Below are 19,708 nucleotides of genomic sequence, written 5' to 3' on the forward strand. Positions count from 1 at the left end.
AGCAATGCAGTTCGCTAGCGCCTCCTGTCATGCAGAGCGCAGCGCAGCATCTTATCAGGTTCGAACGAGTCGTTCCACGGCGATAAGATGCTTCGCTGCGCTCTGCATGACAGGCGATTATTGACAGGCGATTGAGTTCCTACAGATTCTTGCCCAACAGCTGCAGCATAAACGCATACTGCCGCGCAGTGTCGTCGATGGACTTGAAGCGGCCGGAGGCGCCGCCGTGGCCGGCGCTCATGTCGGTGTGCAGCAGGAGCTGGTTCTTGTCCGTCTTCATGGCGCGCAGCTTGGCCACCCATTTGGCCGGCTCAAAGTATTGCACCTGCGAATCGTGCAGGCCGGTGGTAACGAGGGTGTTGGGGTAGGCCTGGGCCTTCACGTTGTCGTAGGGCGAGTACGAGAGCATGTACCGGAAGTACTCCTCGTCGGCGGGGTTGCCCCATTGGTCGTACTCGCTGGTGGTTAGCGGAATGCTGGGGTCCGACATGGTCGTGACCACGTCCACGAATGGCACGGCCACAATCACGCCCTTGTAGAGGTCGGGCCGCATGTTCATCACGGCGCCCATGAGTAGGCCCCCGGCGCTGCCACCCATGGCAAAAAGCTTGTCGGGCGCGGTGTACTGCTGCTTGGTTTTCGCACCGGCCACTTCCGCCTCATGCGGCTTGGTAAGGTAAAGGGAGCAATCGATGAAGTCGTTGAAGCTGTTTTTCTTGTGCAGCATGCGGCCGTCCTCAAACCACTGCCGGCCCATCTCCTGGCCCCCGCGAATGTTGCAGAGCGCATACACAAAGCCTCGGTTGAGCAAACTCAGGCGGGCAGAGCTGAAAGTAGGGTCCTGCGAGAAGCCGTAGGAGCCGTAGGCGTACTGGAGCAGCGGGGCGCTGCCGTCGAGCTTGGTGCCCTTCTTATACACGATGGACATCGGGATAAAGGCATTATCGCGCGACTTTACAAACACCCGCTCCGTCACGTAGTCGCGCTTGTTGAAGCCGCCCAGCACCGTCTGCTCCTTCAGCAGCGTGCTGGTGCGCGTGCTCATGTCGTACTCAAAGGTGGAGGCCGGCGTAGTCAGCGACGTGTAGTTGTAGCGCAGCAGGGGCGTGTCCTGCTCGGCATTGATGCCGATGGTGGCCGTGTAGGCCGGCTCCTCAAATTGGAGGTAATGTTCCTGCTTGTCCTTCAGGCTGATGACGCGCAGCTGGCGCAGGCCGCCCTTGCGCTCATTGAGCACAAGGAAGTCCCGAAACAACTCGAAGTTGTCGAGGAAGATTTCGGGGTGGCGGGTGAGGGCGTCCTGCCAAGCGGTTTTGGCGGTGTTGGCCACGGGCGTTACCATCAGGCGGTAGTTGGGGGCCTGCCAGTTGGTGCGCACGTAGAACCTGTCGCCCAAGTGCTCCACGTTGTAGAGGTGGTTTTTCTCGCGGCCCAGGAAAGTCTTAAACTGGCCCGTGGGCGTGGCGGCGTCCAAGTAGCGGTACTCGGAAGAAAGTGAGCTGGATAGCTCAATTCCAATGAATTTCTTCGACTTGGTGCGGCTCACGCCCACCCGGAAAGTGTTGTCGTGCTCCTCGTAAATCAGGGCGTCGCCCTTGGGGTTGGTGCCCAGCGTGTGCCGGTACACCTGGTAGGGCAGCAGGGTGGTCACGTCTTTCTTGGTGTAGAACACGGTCTTGTTGTCGGCCGCCCACACCACTTCGCCGCCTGTGTTGGCAATGCGCTCGGGGTAGAGCTGCCCGGTGGCCAGGTTCTTAAACCGAAGCGTGTAGAGGCGGCGGCTCACCGTGTCGGCCGTGTAGGCCAGCAACTGGTTGTTGTCGCTCACGGCCCAGTCGCCGATTTGGAAATACGGCCGGCCGGCGCCCAGCTCGTTGGCGTCCAGCAGCACCTCTTCGGTTTCAATTTCGCTGCCCTTCTTGCGGCAATACACGGGGTATTCGCCGCCCACATCGAAACGGGAATAGTAATAGTAGCCGTTGTCGCGGTACGGCACGGAGGCATCTTCCTGCTTGATGCGCCCTTTTATTTCGGCCACCAGCTTCTGCTGCGTGGCCTGGGCCCCGGCCATTTGCTTATCGTAGTAAGCGTTTTCGGCATTGAGGTACTTGAGCACCTCCGGGCTGCTGGGCTGGTTGAGCCAATAATAGTTGTCGGTGCGCGTGATGCCAAAGTTGGTGAACACCTTCGGCTTGATGGGTGCCACCGGAGCCGATTGCGCCAGCGCCGCCCCGCTGGTGAGCGCCGCACCAGCCCCCGCAAGGGCCGCTTTCTGAAGAAAATTCATGATAAGATTAGAATTGTTTCAAACGAGGCAAAGCTGGTCAATACCAGCATCCAATGTAGCATAAAGGCAACAAAAAAGCCGGCTCCATTTCGGGAGCCGGCTTCTCAATTTGGGTGCAGGCTAGCGCCTGCAGGACCTTACTTCTTCGCGTCCGTGTCGGGCGCTTCCGGCGTTTCGGCCGGGCGCTCGTCGCTGGCCAGGTTCTGGTCTTCGCCACTCTTCGTTACACTGAACACCAGTTCCTCGGCACCATCCACATAGTCGGCCGTGATGACGTCGCCGTGCACCACCTGGGCTTTGAGGATTTCCTCGGCAATCGGGTCTTCGATGTACTTCTGAATGGCGCGGTTCAAGGGCCGGGCACCGTATTTCGGGTCGTAGCCTTTGTCCGCCACAAAATCCTTGGCCTTTTCGGTCAGCTCAACACGGTAGCCCAGGGCCTGCACCCCTTGGCTAAATTTAAGTTGATGTTAAACGGGAAATTTTGAAACAAGGCGCTTTACTCGATTCAAAACTTTATGCACTCGCGGGTATTGATAGGAAAATAAAATCGTTTTCACCCGCTTCATTACCAATGGGTATAAAATTGGTTGTTGCTGTATGTACTCGTAGAGCCATTTAAGGAATCGAACCCGAATGCTCACGTAATCTCCAATGTTATGTGATGTATGCACCAGCGAATCAGGACGTTGTCTGTATACATTAAAACAAGATGAGGACAAATACACTGACGCGTTCAGATAAATTTTAATGAGTAATGTCTGGTCATCGTACATGCCCCTAAAAGATTCATCAAACAGGCCATATTGCATTAAAGTCTTCTTTCTTACTACCATCGCGCAAATACAAGGGGCTGCACCATGCCCGAGAGGGTATAAGTTAAGTATTAATTCATAAGGGGGGATAAGGATATTTTGTGGCCCTCCAACTGGGGTAATTATATCCGTAGTGTTTTGGTCTTTCCAGCTATACCAATAAAGGGTAGCTTCGCAGACCATTTCAGCGTCCGGGTTTTTTTGAAACAGGAGGGCTTGGTTTTGCAAATATTCCGGCAACCAGATATCATCGCCGTCAAGGAAGGCAATGAAATCGCCTTTAGCTAGACTTATGCCAATGTTTCGACTCGCACTAGCGCCTTTGTTTTTGCGACCATCATGTTCATGATAATGTATTTTCTCCGGATACTGTTCTGCATACTCGCGAGCCATAGCCGTGCTGCTGTCTGTTGACCCATCATTAATTAAAATTAACTGCCAATTAGCGTAGTTTTGTCGTAGAACGCTTCTTATACTTTCTTCTAAAAACTTTTCTTGGTTTAAGAAGCATGTAATAATTGAGATAAGAGGAGGCATTTGCGCGTTTTTAATAGTATCTAAACCAATTTTTAATTGTTTTTTTAAAAATGGCCCCCTGCCAATCCTTGACTTGGAACCTTCCCAGTTCAAACAAATCTGAGTTATTATTAACAGTTTGATGGCGAGTGCTTACTCCTGATTGAAAACCACTATTAGAAACTATGTATTTCGTATCTGGAGAAAAGTCTCCATAAGGGTATGCAAAATGCTCTATTACTGTTTTCAATTCTCTTTCGAGGGTTTGTTTGCCTTGTATAACTTCCATAATTTGTTCCTCTATGGGTAATGAGGGTAACGATGGATGCGTGGCGGTATGCCCTCCAATTTGGAACAGCCCATTTGAAGCTAATTGCAGCATTCCAGGAACTGTTATTGTTGTATATTCTTGCCGAGCTTTTTCGGCAGGGGATAACGACCATAAATTCAGCGAATTAATAGTTGATTTGATTTCTTCATGGGGTGCATATTTCAAAGCTTTCCAAAGAAGCATAAATAAAGCCGTTCGCCGAGTAGGAGCGGTTGAAGAGGCAGCCCAACTTTGATGCTGATGACGAATAGTAGGGGTTAATTCTTCTTCTTCTTGCAAGTCATATTCTAAAAGCTCCCCTGCGAGACGAATTGACAATAGTCTAGGTAATTTAATGGTATGAATTATAATTCGCTCTAATTCATCCCACCAAAATTCTTGCTCCGACCCTAATTTATCAGTAGGAATAAAAAAGGTTGCTGGTATCCCATAGTGTTCTAAAAGAGGTTTTGCTAATGTATAATTATCTCTATATCCGTCATCGAACGTTAGCACGATGCTGCCTCGTTTTACATTCTTGCTTTTTAGCTGTTCTATCAAAGTATTATATGGGACAACGCGCCCAGATTGCTTTAAAACTTGGAGGTGTTGCTCGAAATGAAGCGGACTGACTGCTAACTGCCAAGGGTCATAATCTGTATTCTTAATACTGTGGTACATTAGGACAACAGCATTAGGGTTTAATTGATTGTTAATCCGCGTTTTTAGAAGTGAAACCATTATGATTTTGGCTTAAAGGCTTTTGCCGTGATAATAAGTTGATAATGGGGGTCGTTAAAGTTTAAATGTTCATAGCTTATCTCTGGAACACCCATTCCAAAGAGAAATGCTGCTGATGTTAAAACATTTCCATGGGTTTCTATTTCTAATTGAGCCAACGGAAAGCTTTCATTTAGCAATCGTTTTATTGCACCCTTTGTAAATGACCAAAGCCAAGTGTCTTCCCATTCGCCATAATCAATTTGACTTATTCCAGGTACAGTTAACAACAGGGCTCCACCCGGCTTTAATATTCTAAAGCACGTTTCTAATGCACCTTTAAAATCATATATTAAATGAAGGGTCTGAGTCAATATAATGCAATCAAATAAATCACTGGGAATGTGGGGTGCATTACTTAAATCTCCTGTATAAGTTGCTCCCGTATTAGTGTCATCAACATGCAAAATATCGCTCTTAATAACTGATTCACCGCCGAATTTTATAGTATATATATTATCGCCAACTTCCAAAACGTGTCCAGAAATAAGGGTGGCATTTTTTTTCAAAAATGATTCGATGTAGTAGCGGTCAATAGGGCCTCCACGGTCGTAACCAAAAACAGTGCTAAACGGCTGGACACGATTAAGGCTGCCCATATTAACCACCTTCCTGCTTGCTGAAATTTTATATAAATAAGGAAAAAAGGCCTCAGGTGTATATTTCTTTACTAAACGTTTGACATGATAAAGCATGACTGAGAATGCAGTTGAAATGAAAAGAGTAAAATTTTTGAATAAAAGTTGGATTGAGGTTTTACTAAAATTTGTGTAAAACGATTTCCTTGATTCCATCAGCCGACTTGTGAGCTGAATGATATAGCGTTTCTGCGTCTCTCTAATTCCTGTTTGTAAAGCATTATGCTCTTCTTGATTGCGTAAGAATTTAAGCTGGTTTCTTAAGACTTGTCCAATGGTCTTATGCATTAAAGGGATATTGCCTGACATACTACTATCATATGTTCGATAAACCGCAATTTTTTTGGAATGATGAATCACATCATAATTGCGAGCTATCCGTAGGCACAAATCGTAGTCTTCACAAACTAACAAGTCTACGTCATAAGGGTAAAGTGGAAGTGCCCAACGTCGAAACAAAATTGTCGCGTGCATATGAATGTAGTTGCCCCGAAGTAAATTGAGGTAATGGTCTGTTTCTACGGCATCTGAAATAGTGAGGAGCCAATTCCCGTTTCTATCTACTCTATCGTGCGCACCCGATACGAAAGCAGCTTTAGGATTTTCTTGTAAATAGGTCAGGTTAATACTTATCGCATCAGGGAAGAGCCAGTCATCTGCATCTAAAAAAACTAAAAAGTCACCTTTGCTCTCTTGAAACCCCTTGTTTCGGGCACTAGAAAGGCCTTGGTTATACTGGTGCACATAAATAATTTCGTTAAATAAAACGCATATCTCATGTGTGTTGTCAGTAGAACCATCATCAACTACTATGACTTCGACATTTTCCCACGTTTGCCCCCTTGCGCTTAATATTGAATCAAGCAAATACTCGCCTTGATTGAAACAAGGGATAATAACAGAAACTAAAGGGCCTTTTTTTTGCATGAATAAAATTTAGAACTTTTGGAATGTATTATTAGACGTGTACTCTTGTGTTCCAGGAGATTAAACTTTTAACGCCAATCTTAAGTTTGGTAGTTAATGATAAAGTGGATTTGAATGGTTTATGACTTAAGAAAACAGGTATAATCAGCCCAGGAGAATACTTTAGTATTTGGTTAAGCGCCATTTCCCATAACTGGGAGAAAAATAGATTTAAATCTAATTGTTTAAAAACCTTAAGCTTTAGATTTTGGAAACATATTAAACGTGCCATTTTAATAAAATTGCTGTATTTATCTACGCTATCAGATTCGTCTGCATAAATACTCAAGCAGCCAACAAAATCCGGTGTTAATATACCTAAGTTAAATCCAAGGCCTTGTAGATAATTGTAAATAATTAAGCCAGATTCTTTACGCTGTATAGACTTCTTTGTTGAGCTTACTTGTTGGTTATGAATACGATACTTTAATAGCATTTCGTCGAGATTATGAAACCTAGTTCGGTTTATTAATTGAGTCCACAGGTCATAGTCTTCCGCGTATAAGAAAGCAGTATTATAATTACTGTTGTTTTCTGCCATCAAGCTTTTGCGAATCATTACAGTTGGATGCCATATAGGACAATAACTCATAAGGGCAATTCGAATGCTTTCATGGTCTTTAGGGACCATCATTTTATCCAACCTGTCACCAAATAGCTCAACTTGACTTCCACAAACACCTACGTCAGGGTTTGTAATTAAATAGCTGAGTTGCTTTTGTAACCTATCAGGTTTTGCAATATCATCGGCATCCATGCGGGCTATAAAATCACCTTTAGCTAATTTAAGCCCTTCGTTTAAATGGCGAACATAACCGGTATTTACAGAATGGTGAAAAACAGTAAGCCGTTTGTCTTTATATTTCTTAATTAGGGCCAAGCTGTTATCAGTGGACCCATCGTCAAATATTAAAAACTCAAAGTTTTTATAAGATTGATTTATGATGCTGTTAATTGCTTCCTCAATATATAATTCCGAATTAAAAACAGGCATTATAACTGTAACAAAAGGATTATTGCCCATGTGGATTATTGGCTGCTTATGCTAAGAGTTTGGCAATAATAAGATTTTTTTGTTGAAGAACGTGATATATGGCCTTATCGTCAGTGAAAGAGTATAAAAAAAGCTGACTCTCACCTTGGAGAGTCAGCTTTAGTTTCTTTAACGGATGAGATTATTAGATTTTACTACTTCTTCGCGTCCGTGTCGGGCGCTTCGGGCGTTTCGGCCGGGCGCTCGTCGCTGGCGAGGTTCTGGTCTTCGCCGCTCTTCGTTACACTGAACACCAGTTCCTCGGCACCATCCACATAGTCGGCCGTGATGACGTCGCCGTGCACCACCTGGGCTTTGAGGATTTCCTCGGCAATCGGGTCTTCGATGTACTTCTGGATGGCGCGGTTCAAGGGGCGGGCGCCATACTTGGGGTCATAGCCTTTGTCGGCCACAAAATCCTTGGCCTTCTCGGTCAGCTCAACACGGTAGCCCAGGGCCTGCACCCGCGAGAGCAGCTTGCTGAGGCTGATGTCGATGATTTTGTGGATGTCCTTTTTCTCCAGCGAGTTGAAGACGATAACGTCATCCAAACGGTTGAGGAATTCGGGCGAGAACGTCTTCTTCAGGGCGTTGGTAATGGTGCCCTTGGTCAGCTCGTCCATGTTCTCCTGGCGGGCCTTGGTACCGAAGCCGATGCCGGCGCCGAAGTCCTGCAGGTCACGCGCCCCGATGTTCGAGGTCATGATGATGATGGTGTTCCGGAAGTCCACCTTGCGGCCCAGGCCGTCGGTCAGGATACCGTCGTCCAGCACTTGCAGGAGCAGGTTGTACACGTCCGGGTGCGCCTTCTCAATCTCGTCGAGCAGGATGACCGAGTACGGCTTGCGGCGGATTTTCTCCGTCAGCTGGCCGCCCTCTTCGTAGCCCACGTAGCCGGGAGGCGCACCCACCAGGCGCGATACGCTGAACTTCTCCATGTACTCCGACATGTCCACGCGCACCAGCGCATCTTCCTTGTCGAAGAGGTAGGTAGCCAGCACCTTGGCCAGCTCCGTCTTACCCACGCCCGTTGGGCCGAGGAATACGAACGAGCCAATCGGCTTCTTAGGGTCCTTCAAGCCCACCCGCGTGCGCTGAATAGCTTTTACGAGCTGCTTAATGGCTTTTTCCTGGCCGATTACCTTGCCTTGCAGCTCCTCGTTCATGTTGAGGAGTTTCTGGCTTTCGTTCTGGGCCACTCGCGAAACGGGGATGCCGGTCATCATGGCGATAACCTCGGCCACGTTCTCCTCTTTCACCGTGTAGCGCTTCTTCTTGGTTTCCTCTTCCCAGCCCTTCTTGGCGGCGTCGAGTTGGTCAAGCAGCTTCTTCTCGGTATCGCGGAGCTTGGCAGCTTCCTCGTATTTCTGCGATTTCACCACGCGGTTTTTCTCGCCCTTGATGTTCTCAATCTGCTCTTCGAGCGTGAGAATGTCCTCGGGCACCACGATGTTGTTGATGTGCACGCGGGCACCGGCCTCGTCGAGAATGTCGATGGCCTTGTCCGGCAGGAAACGGTCGCTCATGTAGCGGTCGCTCAGCATCACGCACTGCTCAATGGCCTTGTCGGTGTACACCACGTGGTGGTGGTCCTGGTACTTGTCCTTGATGTTGTGCAGGATTTCGATGGTCTCCTCAGGCGTGGTGGGGTCCACCATCACCATCTGAAAACGACGGGCCAAGGCGCCGTCTTTCTCGATGTACTGGCGGTACTCGTCCAGCGTGGTGGCGCCGATGCATTGAATCTCGCCGCGGGCCAAAGCCGGCTTGAACATGTTGGAAGCGTCGAGCGAGCCCGAAGCACCGCCAGCGCCCACAATGGTGTGCAGCTCGTCGATGAACAGAATCACGTCGGGCGACTTCTCCAGCTCGTTCATCACGGCCTTCATGCGCTCTTCAAACTGGCCGCGGTACTTGGTGCCGGCCACCAGCGACGCCAGGTCCAGGGTTACCACGCGCTTGTTGAACAGCACGCGGCTCACCTTCTTCTGGATGATGCGCAGGGCGAGGCCTTCGGCGATGGCCGTTTTGCCCACGCCGGGCTCACCGATGAGGATGGGGTTATTCTTTTTGCGGCGGCTCAAAATCTGAGCCACGCGCTCAATTTCTTTTTCGCGGCCCACAATGGGGTCGAGCTTGTCGTCTTCGGCCAGCTTGGTGAGGTCGCGGCCGAAGTTGTCGAGCACCGGGGTGCGCGATTTTTCGCCCGGCTTCTTGGCCGAAGCGCTGCCGGAGCCGCCGCGTCCGCCGGGGCCCGACGAGCCAAACAGCTTGTCGTTGTCGTCGTCGTCGGTGTCGGGGCCGGCTTTGGGACTCGGCGAGGCGTTACCATGGTAATCCAGCGAGTCGCGCACAGTTTCGTAGTTCACGTTAAACTTGGAGAGAATTTGAGAGGAAATGTTGTCCTCGTCCCGCAGGATGGACAACAGCAAGTGTTCGGTGCCGATGATTTCGGACTTGAAGATTTTAGCCTCCAAATAGGTTATTTTCAACACCTTCTCGGTCTGCTTAGTGAGCGGAATCGAGCCGGTGATGCTGGTGCCCTGGGTCGCGGTGTTGCGCGTGGCCTGCTCAAGCGAAAACTTGAGCTCATCAATGGACACGCCCAGCTTACGCAAGAGCCCAAGAGCCGTGCCCTCCGCTTCGCGAATCATGCCGAGCAATAAGTGCTCTGTGCCGATATAGTCGTGGCCGAGACGGATGGCCTCTTCCCGACTGAGGGAAATAACCTCTTTGACGCGGTTTGAGAATTTAGCTTCCATGCCAATAAACGTAGTAAAAAAATCAAATAGCCCCGCGTCGGGAGTAATACACGCAAAACGGGTTGGGCCGATGTAGCTTGAAAACAAGCGGGCTCGGGCGAAGGTTCGGGCCAAAAACGGCACGTAAGCACTTAATCTAACGTCGGTGGAAATTTACAGGTTACTGTAATAAATACAGATTATTGTAAATAAGCGCCGGCGGCCGGGCCCTGCGAAAACAGCAGGTCCAGTACACTTAGCCCAGGCTCAAAACCTGGGCCAAATACTTGCGGGTACGGCCGCACCAGGGGAGGGACTGCCGGACTGTCAGGTTCTACCGCTTTTGTATTGGTTTTGGGTGTCAGCCAGTCGCGCCGGTCGGCGATGAGCAGCTGCGTACTAGGAAGACCAAAATTCTCGAGAGAAGGTTGCGCGGAGTAGTCGGGAAGGTATTCGTCGGTGAGGTGGAGGGGCAGGGTCAGTCGAAAACAACGCAGCAATAACCGCAGGAATTGCAGGTTCAGGTCAAAAAGCAGAGCAGGCTTACGTACGTAAATATCGTGCAAGTAGTCGGCATAATACTCAAAATACGGACTGTTGCCGTAGGCCGTCTGCAAGGTGCGCCAGTGCCGGTGAATCCAGTTTTGCCGGTAGTCGATTTCAATAGCCGAAGAACTCACTTTTTCGGCCCGGTTGCCATCGATAACCGGCACCGTGAGCGGCTGTACCCCCTGCGCCGTGCGAATGAGGCAGCGGTTGCGGAAAGTCTGCTTGCGGTAGTGCTCGTGGGCTTCCAGTAGAATACCATCGGCACGCAGCAGCTCAGCAAAGAGGGCAGCCGGCGGGTGGTAGTGCAGTTCGGTGAGGAGAATCATAGGTGGATGGGGTGGCGGGGAGTAGCTCAAGTGTCGGCTGGCACAAATAACAGCACGTCCTGCTGAGCTTGCCGAAGCATCTCTACTGCGCCTTTTGTCATGCTGACGCAGGAAGCATCTTATCACGCCTGGGTCGTTCCTCGGTGATAAGATGCTTCCTGCGTCAGCATGACAGACGATTAAAGACAGGCGATTGGGATTACTCTCGTAGTAGAGATGCTTCAACAAGCTCAGCATGACGTTCTTCCTGCTTCACGTTTTATTCCGTTCCGCATTTTATTCTGTGCCTGCTTTATTTCCCCTTTTACTCATCACCGCCCTGGCCCTTGCTGCGCTCGGCATCAATGAAATAAGCGCCTTTTACCACAAGGTGCGTGGTATCAGCCAGCTTATCAAGCGAGCGCACGGCCACTTGGCCTTGGTCGGTGGCGCCGGGGCGTAGGCTGAAGCGGCGGAAGGTGCTGCCCTTCGCATCGGTTTTTACCTGGTAATAAGCATAGCTGACTTCGCCGCCGGGCACCAGAGCGTCTTCGGGCAGGGTGCGCTGGGGCGTGCGGCCGGTGAGGATGCGGGCGCTCACGTACTGGCCAGGGAGCAGGGCCGCCGTGGCAGCGGCATCGGGGCCAGTTTCGTGCAAATGGGCGTGGATGCTGACGGTGTGGCCACCGTCGTCGAAGGCTTTACCGACCAGGAAAATGGTGGCCGGCAGGGGGCGGGCGTCGGGGCCTTGGGCCGGCACGCGAAACAGGATGTCCTGGCCCTCTTTTACCTTGGCAATGTCGCGCTCGAAGACTTTAAGCTCCAGGTGTAAATCGGAGCGGTCGACCAGCTCAATCAGCACATCCTGGGGGTTTACAAACTGGCCGGGGTTCACCAGCACGGCCTTCACGTAGCCACCGATGGGCGCCGTGAGCGCCACACTGGGCCGGATGTTGCCCGCGCTGATGGCGGCTGGTCGCAGCCCAATGAGCCGGAGCTGGGCGGCGAGGCTGCCGGCGGCGGCCTGCTCGGTGCGCAGCTCAGAAGTGGCCTGCTGCAGCTTGCGGCGGGCGCCCACGTCCTCATCGGTGAGGGTTTGTTGGCGGGCGGTTTCCTGCTTGAGAAATACGATGCGGGCCTGGCTTTGGAGGTAGTCCTGCTGCAGCTTGAGGTAGTCGGGGTGGCGCAGGGTGGCCAGCACGCTGCCGCGCGCCACGTGCTGGCCGGGCAGCACCGGCAGGCGCTCCACGTAGCCGCCCATGATGGCCGTGACGGACACGCGGTGGCTGGGCGGCACGTCAATCTGGCCGGTGGCCTGCACCTCGGTGCCGAGGTCGCGGCGCGTGAAAGTGCCCAGCTCAATGCCGGCTGCCTGCATCTGGGCCGTGGTAAGAAACACTTCATTGGGCGCGCGTGGAGGCGGCGCGGGTTTTTCGGCAGCGGTATCGGGCTTGCTGCCGCAGGCGGTGAGAAACAGGCAGCACAATAGAATTTGTAGGGATTTCATGGGGAAGTGTGGGAAAGGAGAAGCAGCGTGAGCAAGGTGATTAACCAGCTCAATCGGTGCCGCTCAGCGCCTGAAGGTTGGCCACCAGCTCGTTGGATAGCCGCAATTGTTCGAAGTAGGCTTCCTGAATTTGCCAGGCGGGCTGGGTATTCACCACGTACTCGACGTACTCGATGTCGCCGGCCCGAAAGCTTTTTTCGGCGGTGGTCAGAATGAGCCGGGCCTGGGGCAGGCCATAATTCTCGTAGTACAGCAAGGACGCCTGGGCCCGGGTCAGTTGCTGGCGCAGCGTATTAAGCTGGGTGCCAACCTGCGTGTTGGCGTAGGCCAGCTGCACTTCGGCCGCCTGCTCGCCCAGCTTGGCGGCGGCAATGCGGCTGTGCTGCACGCGGCCCAGCAGCGGCACCGCAATGCCCGCCTGGGCTACCTGGAAGCCTTTTTCCTGGTTGATGGTCTGGTTGAAATAGCCGGCCCGCAGGTCGGGCAGGCGGCGGAGCTTTTCAACCTTGGTGAGCTGCTGGCTAAGGGCGAGCTGCTGCTGGTAGTGGGCGAGGGTGGGGTTGGCCGCGGGGGTGAGGGCGGCGGTGTCGGCGGGCAGCAGGGTGGCGCGGGGGCTGGCGGTGGTGTCAATATCAGCCAGGTTGGGCTGGCCCAGGAGCAGGGCCAGCTGGCGGCGCTGCACCAGCAGGTCGGAGCGCAGGGTGGCGAGGCGGTTTTGCAGCTCGCGGGCCCGGGCATCGGCCGATACCTGCTCCAGGCGGTTGGTTTCGCCCACTTTGTAGCGGATGGTGGCGGCCCGGGCGGCGCGGCGGTAGAGGCTGTCCTGTCGGCGCAGCAGGGCCACGAGGCGGTAGTTCACCAGCAGGCCGTAGTAGGCCGAACGGATGCTGCGGCTTAGCTCACGGCGCTGGGCCCGGGCCCGGATGGCGGCGCCCTCGGCGGTGGTTTGCAGCACCTGGCGCTGGGCAGCGTACACCGTTGGGAAAGCCGACTGCTGCATGATGTTGAAGCTGTGGTCGGCCAGGGGGCCGGAAATCTGGCCGTACTGGTAGTCGAATGTCAGGCGCGGTAGGTCGAAGCCGGTGCGGGCCAGAGCGGCCTGCTGCTGGGCCTGCAGGTTGGCGGCCTGCACCAGCGGGCTCTGGGCCAGCCCCATGCTTAGCGCCTGCGAGAGGCTCAGCGGCCCGCTCACCGGGGCCTTGGTGGGCTGAGACAGCCCAATCTTTGGCAGCAGGGCTGCAACGCAGAACAGCACGATGGCAACGGCCGAAGCGCCCGGCGCGCTGGTGCCCTTCGAGCCGGGTGGGCGTTGTGTCCCGCCCTGACCAGTCCCGGCTGGCGCCGCGATGAGGGGAGCGGCTGCTTCCGCGGGAAGGGCCGCGGCGCCGGTCTCTTCCTGCACCTTGGCTTCGTGCCTAGCCTGAGCTTCCTCGGCCGGACTTGGCTCGTCGTCATCCACAAAAAAGGTGTAGAGCACCGGCAGCACCACCAGCGTGAGCAGGGTGGCCGTAATCAGCCCGCCAATGACCACCGTGGCCAGCGGCTTCTGCACCTCCGCACCCGCCGAGTTGGACAAGGCCATCGGCAAAAAGCCCAGCGACGCCACGGATGCCGTGAGCAGCACCGGCCGGAACCGCTCTTCGGTGGCCCGCAGCACCCGCTCGCGCACCGAGGCCACGCCCGCGGCGGCCAGCTCGTTGAGGCTGGCCACCAGCACGATGCCATTTAGCACAGCCACGCCAAACAGCGCGATAAAGCCCACACCGGCCGAGATGCTGAACGGCATGCCGCGCAACCCCAGCGCCAGCACCCCGCCAATGGCCGCCAGCGGAATGCCGGTGAAAATCAGCAGCGCCTCCTTCACCGAGTGGAAGGCCAGAAACAGCAGCATGAAAATGAGCAGCAGCGACACCGGCACGGCCACCGCCAGCCGGTCTTTGGCGTGGTTCAGATTTTCGAACTGGCCGCCGTAGGCCACGCTGTAGCCGGGCGGCAGGTGCAGGCCCTGGTGCAGCTTGCCTTGTATTTCCTGCACCAGGCTCTGGATGTCGCGGTTGCGCACGTTCACGCCGATGTTGACGCGGCGGCGGGCGTCGTCGCGCGAGATTTGGGCAGGGGCGGGCTTCAGAGCCACGGTGGCGACTTCGGACAGCGGCAGCTGGCCGCCGCCGGGCAGCGTCACCAGCAACTGGTTGAGGTCGTCGGGGCCGCGGCGGTGCAGCGAGTCGAGGCGCAGCACTAGGTCGTAGCGGCGCTCGCCCTCGTACACCTGGCCTGTGGTTTGGCCAGCAAAGGCGGTTTGCAGCAGCGAGTTGAGCTCGGATACGCGCAGGCCGTGCTGGGCCAGCCGGGCGCGGTCATAGGTCACGCGCAGCTGCGGCAGGCCAATAACCTGCTCCACTTTGAGGTCGCCCACGCCGGCCAGCGGGCGGATGAGGGCCGCCGCCTCGTCGGCCTTGGCCTTGAGCACGTCGAGGTCGTCGCCGTAAATCTTGACCGAGATGTCGGACTTCACGCCCGAAATCAGCTCATTAAACCGCATCTGGATGGGCTGCTGGAATTCCAGGCTCACGCCGGGCACGCCGGCCAGGGCGGCCTGCATCTTGTTGGCCAGCTCTTCGCGGCTGCGGGCGCTGGTCCACTCGGCGCGGTCTTTCAGAATAACCATCTGGTCGGAATCTTCCAGCGACATGGGGTCGGTGGGGATTTCCGAGGTGCCAATTTTGCCCACCACCTGAATGACTTCCGGGAACTTGCTTTTCAGAATGCGCTGAATGCGGCTGGTGAGCAGGATGCTTTCGTCGAGCGACGAGCCGGGCGACAGGGTCACGTTCACCGCAAAGTCGCCCTCGTCGAGCTGGGGAATAAACTCGCCGCCCATGCGCGAAAACACCAGGCCGCCCAGCCCCAGCAGCGCCACCGCCACGGCCACCACCAGCCAGCGGGCCCCCAGCGCCGCCCCAATCACGGGGGCATACCGCCGGTGCAGAAAGCCCACAATGCGGTCGGCAATGCTGGGCTTTTCGCTGATGTTCTTGCGCAGGGCCCAGGCCGTGACGGCCGGCACGTACGTGAGGCACATGAGCATGGCCCCAAAAATGGCAAAGCTCACCGTGAGGGCCATGGGCCGGAACATCTTGCCCTCCACACCGGTGAGCGAGAGGATGGGCAGGTACACAATCAGGATGATGAGCTGCCCAAACAGGGCCGAGCGCATGAGGCGATTGGTGACGCCCTCGGTGATGTCGTCCATGGTTTCGTGGGCAGCTTTGGCGCGCTCCAGCACGAGGTGGGCAATAACGGCCTCCACGATAATCACGGCCCCGTCCACGATGAGGCCGAAATCCAGGGCGCCCAGGCTCATGAGGTTGGCCGATACGCCGAAGGTCTTCATCATGGCCAGTGCAAAGAGCATGCACAGGGGAATCATGCCCGCCACCACCAGCCCGGCCCGCAGGTTGCCGAGCAGCAATAGCAGCACCACGATGACGATGATGCCGCCCTCAATCAGGTTTTTCACCACCGTGTGAATGGCTTTGTCAATGAGCTTGGTGCGGTCCAGAAACGGCTCAATTACCAGCCCCAGCGGCAGGGTCTGCTGAATTTCGGCCACCCGCGCCTTCACGTTTTTGATGGTGGACTCCGAAGAAGCGCCCTTCAGCATGAGCACCACGCCGCCCACGGTTTCGCCCTGCCCGTCGCGGGTCATGGCGCCGTAGCGCACGGCGTGGCCGAAGCGCACGGCCGCCACGTCGCGCACCAGCAGGGGGGCGCCGCCTTTGCCGGGGCCGTTTGCGGGCTTCACCACGATGTTGCCCACGTCCTGCAGCGAGGTGGCCCGGCCTTCGCCCCGGATGAAGAAGGCCCGCGGGCCGCGCTCCAAGTAGCTGCCGCCGGCGTTGCCGTTGTTGGCTTGTAGGGCCTCGTAGAGCTCGGCCATGCTCACGCCCGCGCCGGCCAGCCGGGTGGGGTCCACGCTCACCTCGTACTGGCGCACGTAGCCGCCCATGCTGCTCACGTCCACCACGCCGGCCACCCCGGCCAGGCGGCGCTTCACCAGCCAGTCTTGCACGTCGCGCAGTTGGGCCAGGCCGTACTTTTTCTCGTAGCCGGGCTGCGCCTTGATGGTGTACTGATAAATCTCGCCCAGCCCGGTGGTGATGGGGGCCATGCCCGGCGCGCCCAGGCCCTGCCCAAGGTCGGCCTCGGCGGTTTTGAGCTTTTCGGCCACCAGCTGCCGGGTCTGGTAGGTGTCCACATGCTCGTCAAACACTACCGTAATCACCGACAGCCCAAAGCGCGAGATGGAACGGATTTCGGCCACTCCAGGGATGGTGCGCAGCTGCAGCTCCAGCGGCACGGTGAGCAGCTGCTCCACTTCCTGTGCCGCCAGCGCCGGGCTTTGGGTGATGACCTGCACCTGGTTGTTGGTGACGTCCGGAATGGCATCGAGCGGCAGGCTGGTGGCCGAGTATGCGCCCCAGACCACCAGCCCGGCCAGCATCAGGCCCACCAGCAGCTTGTTGCGGATGCTGAAATTGATAATTGCCGAAATCATAAAAGTCGGTGCAATGCCGCCTGGCCCGGGCGTAGCTTACAGCCGGCCGGGAAGGCGTAGAAATCCAATCGAAAAGGGGAGAAGGGCCGGAAGGCGGCGCCGGAACCGCTTGGGTATGGGCACACTGCGTCCGGGGGCGCAACGGGGCTAGGCTCGAGGCGGTTGAGCTACCGAGGAGCTGAAACAGCAGGCGTAGCGCGCGGCCGGGGCCGCCCGGTAGGCCGGAGCCAGGGCCAGTTCGGAGCACGCCTCGAATGCCATGCGGGTGGCGGCCGCTACTACAAAACCCACCGCCCCGCAGCCGTGGTGGCAGCGCAGGGGCAGGTTGTGGTGGTCCTGCTGGTGGCGTGGCGAGAGGCTGCACCCGGCGTAGTGCTTGGTGCCGGCGCCGTAGTGCTCCACTATGAATTGGCTGAACGTAAGGCCCCCGCCCGCTGGCGAGTGATGGAACTGGTAATGCTCCAGCAGCTGCGGGAGCTTGGCCAATTCGCCTAGGTCATTTTCGGGCACGAAGCTGCCCAGCAGCATCAGAAAGCCCAAAACAACGGCGATAGCACTACGCATAACAGGAGCTAAACGAGCCGGCACGGTAAATGTTTAAAGGAGTGGCGAGGGGCTTGGGCTGTGCTGTTGGCACCGGCGAAGCATCGCTGCCGCAATTTACTTGCGCCGAAGAAATGCTCCGCCGATTCTGCAGGACGTAAGACAACTCGCTGCACCTAGCTCAACTTCTCCCCACCGTACTTTTGCCCCATGCGCTTCCTTCTGACCTTACTCTTTGCCATCGTCGGCCTGGCTGCCCAAGCCGGCCCACCCCAGCTGCTGCTTGATGTAGCTCGTTTTCGTAACCTGAATAAAGTTGAGAAGGGAGCGGAGGTTGAAATCTACGTCACGGTGCCCACGCAGTCGCTCACCTATCGTCAACGGGCGCCCAAGGCGTTTCAGTCGGCGGCCACGGTCACGCTCGATATTCTGAAGGCCGACGGCAAATCGGCCTACCACGAGGTGGTGACGCTGAAGCCGCCTGTGCTCAACGACACTACTATCGCCATCAAAAACCCGCAAAGCTTCCTCAAGCGCATCATGCTGCCCGATGGAAACTACACCCTGCGCGGCACCGTGAAGGACCAGTATCGTAGCGCCGGCGGCGAAACCACCGTGGAAAAGCCGCTGGTGCTGGAAGCGCCCACCGGCCCGTTTCTGACCGATGTGGTGTTGCTTTCGCGCCCTGCGGCCCGCAGCGGGGGCGACGATAATTTTGCCCGTGGCGGCTACCGCCTCACCCGCGCCCCCGGCGGCGTCTACGGCCGCGGGGCCGATAATATCTTCTTCTACACCGAGCTGCACAACGCTCCCGTGGGCCAGCCCCTGCGCGTACACTACCACCTCACCACGCCCGATGGCTCGGCCGCCGATGCCGACGCCACCCTTACGTCTCAGTCGGGCCGCCCCACCACCGTGGTGGGCCAGCTGCCGCTCGGGCCGCTGCCCGATGGGCCTTTCACCTTATTTGTGGAGGTGTATGGTGGCCCAGGCAATAAAAAGCTGCTGGCCGGGCACCGCGCCATTGGCGCACGCAGCTCTGCTGAATACGCGCCCGCCGGCGCTGCCGTACCCCGATGAGCGAGGGAGTAAAAGCGCCGAAGCGTCCGTATTCCTGGGCTTATGTGCCGCTGCGGTGGCTGCTGCTGGGGCTCGCGCACCTGCCGCTGTCGGTACTGTATGTGGTGGCCGATGGAGTTTATCTGCTGCTGGCATACGTGGTGCGGTACCGCCAGCGGGTGGTGCTGGAAAACCTGCGCAATTCTTTCCCCGACAAACCAGAAGCCGAAATCCAGCGCATTTGCAAAGCGTTCTACCGGCACTTTTCGCAAGTAGTAGTGGAGATAATCCGGCTCCCGGCCATGCCGCCGATGGAGCTGAGGCAGCGCATGGTAATGCGAAACCCCGAAGTAGCAGACCGGCACTTTGCCGAAGGCCGCACGGTGCTTGGGCTGGCCTCGCACGCCGGCAACTGGGAGTGGGTGCTGGCGGCCGGGCCCCTGTGGCTGGCAGCTCCCATTGATGGCGTGTATAAGCCACTGAGCAACCCGTTTTTTGAAGAATTCCTGCGGTTTGTGCGCTCCCGCACCGGCGCCGGCCTGGTGCCGATGAGCTACGTGATGCGCGAAATGGTAGCTCACCGGGGCGAAGCCCACTTGCTGAGTCTGGTGTCGGACCAAGCCGCGGGGCCCGAAGACCGGCCCTACTGGACCCAGTTTCTCAACCAGGATTCCGGCTTCTATACCAGTACCGAGCGCCTGGCCACCCGCTTTCATTGTGCGGTGCTCTACGTCGGCATTCGGCGCCGGCGCCGGGGCTACTACGAGTTCGAGTTTACGGAGCTCTACGACGGCACCTCCCCGCTGCCCACTGGAGATGCGCCTATTATGGAAGCCTTCGCCCGGAAATTGGAAAAAGATATTCAAGCCGCGCCCGAACAGTATCTGTGGACGCACCGCCGCTGGAAGCACAAGCGGTAGGGGTGGGGCTGGCCGGGCCGGTAAGGTGTTCCTGCGCACTACCTGTCATTGCGAGCGCAGCGCGGCAATCCTTCCTCTCTTTGCGACCAACTCTGAGTTGTGACTAGGGTGTGTGAACAGTTTTTAACCAGATTAAAGTAGCTCCCAATTGGAACCAGGCGAAAAAGCACTCGGGTCGTTT

Annotated in this window: 12 protein-coding genes and 1 pseudogene; 2 read left to right on the forward strand and 11 right to left on the reverse strand. The window is 56.0% G+C overall.

Annotated elements, in window-relative coordinates; translation table 11 throughout:
* Positions 1-139: 139 nt before the first annotated feature.
* The 11 genes and pseudogenes from LJ738_RS19525 to LJ738_RS19575 all read right to left on the reverse strand — a co-directional run bounded on the left by LJ738_RS19525 (position 140) and on the right by LJ738_RS19575 (position 17,569).
* Positions 140-2,287 carry a S9 family peptidase gene (locus LJ738_RS19525; protein WP_227788030.1) on the reverse strand — a complete coding sequence of 716 codons (2,148 nt, stop codon included), beginning with the start codon at positions 2,285-2,287 and terminating at the stop codon, positions 140-142.
* Between the two features lie 137 nt (positions 2,288-2,424).
* A pseudogene (locus LJ738_RS19530) lies at positions 2,425-2,730 on the reverse strand (ATP-dependent Clp protease ATP-binding subunit); the annotation flags it as partial.
* Positions 2,731-2,757: 27 nt separating this feature from the next.
* On the reverse strand, positions 2,758-3,732 hold the full coding sequence (locus LJ738_RS19535) for a glycosyltransferase family A protein (RefSeq protein WP_227788031.1): 975 nt from the start codon (positions 3,730-3,732) through the stop codon (positions 2,758-2,760).
* Positions 3,650-4,609, reverse strand: coding sequence for a polysaccharide deacetylase family protein (locus LJ738_RS19540; protein ID WP_227788032.1), 960 nt, complete (start codon positions 4,607-4,609; stop codon positions 3,650-3,652). The genes LJ738_RS19535 and LJ738_RS19540 overlap by 83 nt, the downstream gene beginning before the upstream one ends.
* A 59-nt stretch (positions 4,610-4,668) precedes the next feature.
* The gene (locus LJ738_RS19545; RefSeq protein ID WP_227788033.1) at positions 4,669-6,273 is read right to left on the reverse strand and encodes a glycosyltransferase; all 1,605 of its coding nucleotides are present in this window, start codon (positions 6,271-6,273) and stop codon (positions 4,669-4,671) included.
* Positions 6,274-6,304: 31 nt separating this feature from the next.
* Positions 6,305-7,336 (reverse strand): glycosyltransferase family 2 protein, encoded by a 1,032-nt coding sequence (locus LJ738_RS19550; protein WP_227788034.1) that lies wholly within the window; start codon positions 7,334-7,336, stop codon positions 6,305-6,307.
* Between the two features lie 164 nt (positions 7,337-7,500).
* Positions 7,501-10,107, reverse strand: coding sequence for an ATP-dependent Clp protease ATP-binding subunit (locus LJ738_RS19555; RefSeq protein WP_227788035.1), 2,607 nt, complete (start codon positions 10,105-10,107; stop codon positions 7,501-7,503).
* Positions 10,108-10,286: 179 nt separating this feature from the next.
* Positions 10,287-10,961, reverse strand: coding sequence for a WbqC family protein (locus LJ738_RS19560; RefSeq protein WP_227788036.1), 675 nt, complete (start codon positions 10,959-10,961; stop codon positions 10,287-10,289).
* Between the two features lie 304 nt (positions 10,962-11,265).
* Complete coding sequence (locus LJ738_RS19565; RefSeq protein WP_227788037.1) at positions 11,266-12,447, reverse strand: efflux RND transporter periplasmic adaptor subunit; 1,182 nt, start codon at positions 12,445-12,447, stop codon at positions 11,266-11,268.
* 49 nt (positions 12,448-12,496) lie between these two features.
* Positions 12,497-17,005 (reverse strand): CusA/CzcA family heavy metal efflux RND transporter, encoded by a 4,509-nt coding sequence (locus LJ738_RS19570; RefSeq protein WP_227788038.1) that lies wholly within the window; start codon positions 17,003-17,005, stop codon positions 12,497-12,499.
* A 147-nt stretch (positions 17,006-17,152) separates the two neighbouring features.
* The gene (locus tag LJ738_RS19575) at positions 17,153-17,569 is read right to left on the reverse strand and encodes a hypothetical protein (RefSeq protein WP_227788039.1); all 417 of its coding nucleotides are present in this window, start codon (positions 17,567-17,569) and stop codon (positions 17,153-17,155) included.
* A gap of 189 nt (positions 17,570-17,758) precedes the next feature.
* Here LJ738_RS19575 and LJ738_RS19580 point away from each other — a divergent pair, with 189 nt between their 5' ends.
* On the forward strand, positions 17,759-18,628 hold the full coding sequence (locus tag LJ738_RS19580) for a hypothetical protein (RefSeq protein ID WP_227788040.1): 870 nt from the start codon (positions 17,759-17,761) through the stop codon (positions 18,626-18,628).
* Positions 18,625-19,527 (forward strand): lysophospholipid acyltransferase family protein, encoded by a 903-nt coding sequence (locus tag LJ738_RS19585; protein ID WP_227788041.1) that lies wholly within the window; start codon positions 18,625-18,627, stop codon positions 19,525-19,527. Before LJ738_RS19580 ends, LJ738_RS19585 begins: the two co-directional genes overlap by 4 nt.
* The last annotated feature ends 181 nt before the right edge of the window (positions 19,528-19,708 follow it).

This window comes from Hymenobacter plasmatis, from assembly GCF_020711255.1.
GTDB lineage: Bacteria > Bacteroidota > Bacteroidia > Cytophagales > Hymenobacteraceae > Hymenobacter.

Excerpts from the sequence above, each read along its gene's own strand:
- LJ738_RS19525 (WP_227788030.1), bottom strand. The coding sequence starts at position 2,287 with ATGAATTTTCTTCAGAAAGCGGCCCTTGCGGGGGCTGGTGCGGCGCTC.
- LJ738_RS19540 (WP_227788032.1), bottom strand. The coding sequence starts at position 4,609 with ATGTACCACAGTATTAAGAATACAGATTATGACCCTTGGCAGTTAGCA.
- LJ738_RS19545 (WP_227788033.1), bottom strand. The coding sequence starts at position 6,273 with ATGCAAAAAAAAGGCCCTTTAGTTTCTGTTATTATCCCTTGTTTCAAT.
- LJ738_RS19550 (WP_227788034.1), bottom strand. The coding sequence starts at position 7,336 with ATGGGCAATAATCCTTTTGTTACAGTTATAATGCCTGTTTTTAATTCG.
- LJ738_RS19555 (WP_227788035.1), bottom strand. The coding sequence starts at position 10,107 with ATGGAAGCTAAATTCTCAAACCGCGTCAAAGAGGTTATTTCCCTCAGT.
- LJ738_RS19560 (WP_227788036.1), bottom strand. The coding sequence starts at position 10,961 with ATGATTCTCCTCACCGAACTGCACTACCACCCGCCGGCTGCCCTCTTT.
- LJ738_RS19565 (WP_227788037.1), bottom strand. The coding sequence starts at position 12,447 with ATGAAATCCCTACAAATTCTATTGTGCTGCCTGTTTCTCACCGCCTGC.
- LJ738_RS19570 (WP_227788038.1), bottom strand. The coding sequence starts at position 17,005 with ATGATTTCGGCAATTATCAATTTCAGCATCCGCAACAAGCTGCTGGTG.
- LJ738_RS19575 (WP_227788039.1), bottom strand. The coding sequence starts at position 17,569 with ATGCGTAGTGCTATCGCCGTTGTTTTGGGCTTTCTGATGCTGCTGGGC.
- LJ738_RS19580 (WP_227788040.1), top strand. The coding sequence starts at position 17,759 with ATGCGCTTCCTTCTGACCTTACTCTTTGCCATCGTCGGCCTGGCTGCC.
- LJ738_RS19585 (WP_227788041.1), top strand. The coding sequence starts at position 18,625 with ATGAGCGAGGGAGTAAAAGCGCCGAAGCGTCCGTATTCCTGGGCTTAT.